The sequence below is a fragment of the Actinoplanes sp. NPDC049118 genome, assembly GCF_040648555.1.
GTDB lineage: Bacteria > Actinomycetota > Actinomycetes > Mycobacteriales > Micromonosporaceae > Actinoplanes.
Genome location: NZ_JBEZDY010000004.1, coordinates 107,170 through 113,540, shown reverse-complemented (window position 1 = coordinate 113,540; position 6,371 = coordinate 107,170). Strand labels below are relative to the sequence as shown.

Annotated in this window: 6 protein-coding genes and 1 pseudogene; 2 read left to right on the top strand and 5 right to left on the bottom strand. The window is 71.9% G+C overall.

The window, feature by feature from the left end:
* Window positions 1-467 (bottom strand): annotated as a pseudogene (locus tag AB0B58_RS07345) (hypothetical protein); the annotation flags it as partial.
* A gap of 153 nt (window positions 468-620) precedes the next feature.
* Here AB0B58_RS07345 and AB0B58_RS07340 point away from each other — a divergent pair.
* A complete protein-coding gene (locus tag AB0B58_RS07340; protein WP_360219864.1) occupies window positions 621-2,192 on the top strand; it encodes an acyl-CoA carboxylase subunit beta in 1,572 nt (523 codons plus the stop codon).
* Window positions 2,193-2,345: 153 nt separating this feature from the next.
* On the opposite strand, the gene AB0B58_RS07335 is transcribed toward AB0B58_RS07340, so the two are convergent.
* The 3 genes from AB0B58_RS07335 to AB0B58_RS07325 form a co-directional block, all read right to left on the bottom strand.
* A complete protein-coding gene (locus AB0B58_RS07335; protein WP_360219032.1) occupies window positions 2,346-3,338 on the bottom strand; it encodes a universal stress protein in 993 nt (330 codons plus the stop codon).
* A gap of 77 nt (window positions 3,339-3,415) precedes the next feature.
* Entirely contained in the window at window positions 3,416-4,180 is a 765-nt protein-coding gene (locus AB0B58_RS07330) for a CBS domain-containing protein (RefSeq protein ID WP_360219029.1), read from the bottom strand.
* 44 nt (window positions 4,181-4,224) lie between these two features.
* The gene (locus AB0B58_RS07325; protein WP_360219026.1) at window positions 4,225-4,458 is read right to left on the bottom strand and encodes a hypothetical protein; all 234 of its coding nucleotides are present in this window, start codon (window positions 4,456-4,458) and stop codon (window positions 4,225-4,227) included.
* Window positions 4,459-4,694: 236 nt separating this feature from the next.
* Here AB0B58_RS07325 and AB0B58_RS07320 point away from each other — a divergent pair, with 236 nt between their 5' ends.
* Window positions 4,695-5,900 (top strand): helix-turn-helix domain-containing protein, encoded by a 1,206-nt coding sequence (locus tag AB0B58_RS07320; RefSeq protein ID WP_360219023.1) that lies wholly within the window; start codon window positions 4,695-4,697, stop codon window positions 5,898-5,900.
* Between the two features lie 47 nt (window positions 5,901-5,947).
* On the opposite strand, the gene AB0B58_RS07315 is transcribed toward AB0B58_RS07320, so the two are convergent.
* Window positions 5,948-6,322, bottom strand: coding sequence for a TraR/DksA C4-type zinc finger protein (locus AB0B58_RS07315; protein WP_360219020.1), 375 nt, complete (start codon window positions 6,320-6,322; stop codon window positions 5,948-5,950).
* Between the last annotated feature and the right edge of the window lie 49 nt (window positions 6,323-6,371).

Genomic DNA, 6,371 nt, shown 5'->3' with positions numbered 1-6,371 from the left:
TCTTCGCCGGACCTGGCCTCGTAGCCGGACGCAGCCTCTTCGCCGGGCCCGGCCTCGTAACGGGACGCAGCCTCGGCGCCGGGCGCTGACGGGTGGCCGAACTCCGAGGTCCGGCGGGCGTCGGCCCCGGCGGCCGGCGCCTCCGCCTCGCGGGCGGCTCGCCCGCGCCTGCCCTTGCGGCCGGACTCGGTACCCGTGTCCTCAGCTCGGCCCGCGCTCTCCGCGCCGGCGGCGGCGTGTGCCCCCGCGGCGGCACCGTCGGCATGCGAGCCGCCGGCGGCCGCGGCGCGCCGCGCCGCGCGGCCCGTGGACCGGGCGGCCGTAACCGCACCCGCCTTCGACCCGCGGCGCCGGGCATTGCCCGCGCCGTCGCCTGTTCTGCCGAAGAGTGCCCTGCGGAAAACGATGAGGGTGGTGATGCCACCGACGATCATCGCCACGCCGACGGGGGTCATCCATGTCGTCACGGGGGATGTAACGAATGGGGCATTGAGTGCGAAACGTGCGAAGTACCCCACCGCTTACGGCGGGCACCGCACCCGCCGCCGCGCATGCTGGATACGATCTCTGCGGCATGCGGGGCGAGCGGAGGACAGGGCATCGTGACGGCGCAGCAGGACGTGACGCAGCAGGATGACATCCACACCACGGCCGGCAAGCTCGCCGACCTAGATCGGCGCACCGACGAGGCGGTGCACGCCGGCTCGGCACGGGCGGTCGAGAAGCAGCACGCCCGCGGCAAGCGCACCGCCCGCGAGCGCATCGCGATGCTGCTCGACGAGGGCTCTTTCGTGGAGCTCGACGAGCTCGCCCGGCACCGCTCGACCGCGTTCGGCCTGGATCGGATCAGGCCGTACGGCGACGGCGTGGTGACCGGTCACGGCACCGTCGACGGCCGCCAGGTGTGCGTGTTCTCCCAGGACTTCACCGTGTTCGGCGGCTCGCTCGGCGAGGTCTTCGGAGAGAAGATCGTCAAGATCCTGGACCTGGCCATGAAGATCGGGTGCCCGATCATCGGCATCAACGACTCCGGCGGCGCCCGCATCCAGGAGGGCGTCGTCGCGCTCGGCCTCTACGCCGACATCTTCTTCCGCAACGTCCGGGCCAGCGGCGTCATCCCGCAGATCTCGCTGATCATGGGCCCGTGCGCGGGCGGCGCGGTCTACTCCCCCGCGATCACCGACTTCACGGTGATGGTCGACCAGACGTCGCACATGTTCATCACCGGTCCCGACGTCATCCGCACGGTCACCGGCGAGGACGTCGGCATGGAGGAGCTCGGCGGCGCCCGCACGCACAACTCCCGCAGCGGCAACGCGCACTACCTCGCGAGCGACGAGGACGACGCGATCGACTACGTGCGCGCGCTGCTCTCGTACCTGCCGAGCAACAACCTCGACGAACCGACCACGTTCGATCTGCCGGCCGACCTCGCACCGAGCGAGGTCGATCTCGCGCTGGACACGCTGATCCCGGACTCGGCGAACCAGCCCTACGACATCAAGCGGGTCGTCGAGGCCGTCGTCGAGGACTTCCTCGAGGTCCAGCCGCTGTACGCACAGAACATCGTGGTCGGTTTCGGCCGCGTCGAGGGCCGGCCGGTCGGCATCGTCGCCAACCAGCCGATGCACTTCGCCGGCACGCTCGACATCGCCGCGTCCGAGAAGGCGGCACGCTTCGTGCGTACCTGCGACGCCTTCAACATCCCGGTGGTCACCTTCGTGGACGTGCCCGGCTTCCTGCCGGGCACCGGCCAGGAATGGGAAGGCATCATCCGGCGCGGCGCCAAGCTCATCTATGCGTACGCGGAAGCGACCGTCCCCAAGGTCACCGTAATCACCCGCAAGGCCTACGGCGGCGCGTACGACGTGATGGGCTCGAAGCACCTCGGCGCTGACATGAACTTCGCCTGGCCGACGGCGCAGATCGCGGTGATGGGCGCCCAGGGCGCCGTCAACATCCTCTACCGCGGCGAACTCGCGGCAGCCGAAGACCCCGCGGCGCTGCGTACCGAGCTGATCAACGAGTACGAGGACACGCTGGCGAACCCTTACATCGCGGCCGAGCGGGGCTACGTGGACGCCGTCATCAAGCCGTCGGAGACCCGGGAGCAGGTGACCCGGGCGCTGCGGATGCTGCGCACCAAGCGGGAGACCCTGCCGCCGAAGAAGCACGGCAACATCCCGCTCTGACCGCCCCGACGGGGCATCGCGCCGCAACGGCCCGGCGTCGCTGCCGGTGCCGGCGTCGAAGCTGTTGGCGTTCGCGGTGAGCGGACTGGCATTCGCCCGGTCGGCCGAGCTGACGGGCGTGCACCCGACGTGGTCACCGCTGCGGCCGGGGACTCAAGGCCGCCAGATCGTGGACGTGACCCGCCGCGGCCTCGGCATGCCCTCTTGGCCGGCGTCCGCCCGCCGGCGAGGGGACATCACGCCCGCGGTCAGCGATTCAGCGCTCACCGCGCCGCGGACAACGACGACCGGTGACATCGCCCGGGTGACGCTCTGTGCGGACACCGAACCCAGCAACAGGCCCTTCCAGCCACCGTATCCGCGCGAGCCGACCACCAGAAGGCCGGCGTTCTCGGCGGCCTCGAGCAGCGCCGGAGCCGGCGGACCCCGCACGAGGTGGGTCTCCACCGGAGCCTGGGTGACGTCGACCCCGGCGCGCCGGGCGGCGTCGCGCAGGGTGGCCGTCGCCTGGGCCACGAGGTCGTCGATCGCCTCCGGCGGTAGCCACGCGGCGCCCGCGAAACCCATGTAGGGCGGGGTCCAGGCGTGCAGCACCCGCAGCGTGGCGCCACGGTGGATGGCTGCGTCGTGTGCGAAGCGCAGGGCATGCACCGACTCGGTGGAGCCGTTGACGCCGACGACGACGGGCGCCGCGGTGGGACGCGGGCGGCGTGCGCGCACGACGACCACCGGACCCTGCGAGTACCGGATAGAGCTCTGGCTCACCGATCCGAGCAGGGAACCGGCGAGGCTGCCGCGGCCCCGCGACCCGACGACGAGCAGTGCATCGGCGCCCGCCTCGCGGATCAGTTCCCGGGTGGGGTGGCCGTACCGGACCTCGGTCGTCACCGGCACGTCGGTCGCACCATGGCGCTCGACCACCTCCCGCACGTGGCCCCCGACGCCGTGACTGAGGCGGGCCCGGAGCTCGGTCGCGGACCGCAGCGCGGCGAGCCGCTCGGCCCGCGCAGGACCGTCGTCGGCACTCCAGACGTTGACGGCGCGCACCGGCACACCTCGCAGCCGGCCCTCCTGCAGCGCCCAGACCAGCGCGTCGTCGGCCTCAGGTGATCCGTCGACACCCACTACCACGCTCCTGATGGTCACGTCGCTACCGCCTCTCAACATGCGCTGATCCTGCTTTCGGTGAAGGGCACATCTCTCGTGGTCGATGAGCAACGACCTCACTGGGTGCTTGCCGGGGTCACGATGGAACCGCGGCCGTGCGTCGCGGTCGGCCGTCCGGCGCGCGGGTGGCGGCGCCGCCACTGGTGCTCGGCGCCGCCCGCGGCGGCGATATCGTCCACGTCGGACGTGAGGAGGTCGACGACGTCGGTGACGCCGGGGATCAACCGGGCCATCCGTGCGGCGGCCAGGGCGGTCGTCCGGCGTGCGGTCCGGCCGGTGATGGTCACGACGCCGCCGTCCACGGTGACCTGCACCGCTCCCGGACGGATCCGGAGCTCACCGAGCAGCACTCGTTGCATCACCTCGTCGCGGATGACGGCGTCCAGGCGATCGTGGACCTTGAAGAGGTCCGATCTGCTGACGATGCCCCGCAGCTTGTGTCCGCCGTCGACGACCAGCAGCCGGCCGACGGCACTCCGGCGCATCAGCCGGGCGGCGGCCGGCAGCGATGCGCCGGCTCCGATCGTGAGCGGCGGCGCGTTCATGACCCCGGCGGCGGTGCCTTCCGGCCAGGACGGGCGCAGTGGCATCCGGCGACGCCACCAAGGGGTTCGCGGTGGATCCGTCGGCGCCGGCATCTCGATCACCTCGTGCAGGTCGGACCAGGACACGATGCCGAGGACCGTGCCGAAGTCGTCGACGATCGGGACGGCACGGATCCGCCGCTCGGTGAGCAGGGTGACGATGTCCGCGACCGACGCATCGTCGGGGGCGGTGATCACGTCAGTGGTCATCACGTCCTGTACTCGCCATTGCCGCATGTCGCTCCTCTCGTGGTGCGGACGGTTCCGGGGACCTATGACATTCATGAGTGCCGCCCGTCGGCGGGTGCGCGGCCGGCCGGTTCCGGCGGGCGGCGGTAGATCAGTCCGGCTCGGGCGTAACGCCGCAACCCGTACATGGCTGACAGCGTGGCGACGATGGCGAGCAGCACCAGCGCCTCCACGAGGCCGACGGCCACGAACACGATCACGGCCAACCCGAGAACAGCGGCGACGACGATGCCCGCCGGTGCGAGCGAGAACCTGCGGTCCTGCATGCTGTGCCTCCTTCTGGACGGCAACCATCAGGCCACGACTCGGCGCGGCCCGCGATGGAACGACGATGCGCCCGATGACCCGGGCGCGTATCCATTCTCGCCCCGAACGACTTGCCGGGGCAGGGCTACTAACCCCAGACAATGCGGGTCTAAACTGCCGGTTGTCGGCAATGAACGGGTCTAAGGGCGTGGTTCGGGTGAGCGACGGCGGACGGCAGCGCGGCGGGCGCCGGCCTGTGACACCGGAACCGGACGACGCCTGGCTGGTCGGCGTCGCCGAGGGGGCCAGTGGTGACGCCGGCGGGATCCCGGTGGAGCTGCTCGGCGACTACCTGCCCCTACTGGTCGACGCGGCGACATACGGGCGCCAGGCCGAACGCCGCGAGCTCGACGCGGTGGCCCTGCTCGGCCGCCGCGCCGCCGAGCAGGGCGTGTCCGCGGGCCGGGTGGTGCAGCTCTACCTGTCCGCGGCGCGGCGGCTCTGGAACGACCTGCCGATGGTGGTGCGGTCCCGTGACAGGGAGGCGGTGCGCGCGGCCGCGTCGGCGGTGCTTCAGGTTGTCGACGACGCGGTCGCGACGCTCGCCGAGGGGTACGCGGTCGCCCGTCGTGACCTAGTGCGCCGGGAGGAATCGCTGCGCCGGGAGTTGATCGACGACCTGCTGCGCGGCGACTCCGACCTGGGCACGCTGGTGGAGCGGGCCGAACCGTTCGGGCTCGACCTCGCCCGGGTCCATCAGGTGGCGCTGGCCGCGCCGAGCCGGCGCCTGCCGGACGCCGACGCGGCGATCAGCGCCCTGGAGGCCGTCGTCTTCGACCGGCTCGGCGACCGCGACGTGCTCGTCGCGACCAAGGACGGCCTGCTGGTCGTGCTGGCCCCGGCCGATGCCGGGGTGGCGGGGCGGCTGTCGCCCGCGCTGGAGGCGGCCGACGAACTCGGCCGGCTCATGCACGAGGAGCTGAGCCGACTGCCCCGCGGACGGCCGTGGCGGGTCGCCGTCGGGCGACCCTACGCCGGCCTGTACGGCATCGCCCGCTCCTACGAGGAGGCCCGCGAAGCGCTCACCATGGCCGGCAGGCTGCACACGGACGCCCCGGTCATCAACGCCCAGGACGTGCTCATCTACCGCGTGCTGCTGCGCGACCAGCCGGCCATGGTCGACCTGGTGCAGGCCGTGCTCAGCCCGCTCGGCCAGGCGCGCGGGGGAGCGGGGCCGCTGCTCGACACGTTGCACGCCTACTTCGAGACCGGGGCGGTCGCGACCGAGTCGGCGAAGCGGCTGCACGTGTCGGTGCGTACCGTCACCTACCGCCTCGACCGGGTCAAGAAGCTGACCGGGTACGACCCGGCCGATCCCACTCACCGGTTCACGCTGCAGGCGGCGGTGCTCGGCGCCAAAGTGCTCAACTGGCCGAAGGTGTCACTGCCCGGTCCGGCCTGATGGGCGGAGAGCGACGGATGGCCACCCACCGGGCGGTGGGCACGGCCTCAGCGCCTCCGGCGGGCCGCCGCGGCGATCGCGTTGCCGGGCTTGTGGCGCTCGCAGGGGGCGCACTGGCTTGCCTGCGGCGTGGCTCGCAGCCTGCCGAGAGGTATCGCCTTGTCGCAGTCTTCGCAGAGGCCGTAGGCGCCTTCGGACATGCGCCTGAGCGCCTGCGCCGTCTCGGCGATCCGCTGCCGGACGGACGCGGTGTGTATGGCCAGGGTGCGCATGTCGCGGCCGAACTGCTGTAGCAGTGCGGCGTGCACCGTCATCCGCGTCAGCCGGTCGGTGTCCACGGCGTACCGCTCCTCGAGCATGCTGCGGAGCAGCTCCATAGGCTCGGCGGAGGAAACGGCCGGTTCAGGCAGCGTGGTGGTCATGATGCCTCCGAAGGAGTGAGTCGCCGAGACCTGCCCAACGGTCAGGCGT

Bases quoted from the DNA above. Each gene is read 5' to 3' on its own strand.
- AB0B58_RS07330 (WP_360219029.1), bottom strand. From the start codon at position 4,180: ATGCGGCAATGGCGAGTACAGGACGTGATGACCACTGACGTGATCACC.
- AB0B58_RS07325 (WP_360219026.1), bottom strand. From the start codon at position 4,458: ATGCAGGACCGCAGGTTCTCGCTCGCACCGGCGGGCATCGTCGTCGCC.
- AB0B58_RS07315 (WP_360219020.1), bottom strand. From the start codon at position 6,322: ATGACCACCACGCTGCCTGAACCGGCCGTTTCCTCCGCCGAGCCTATG.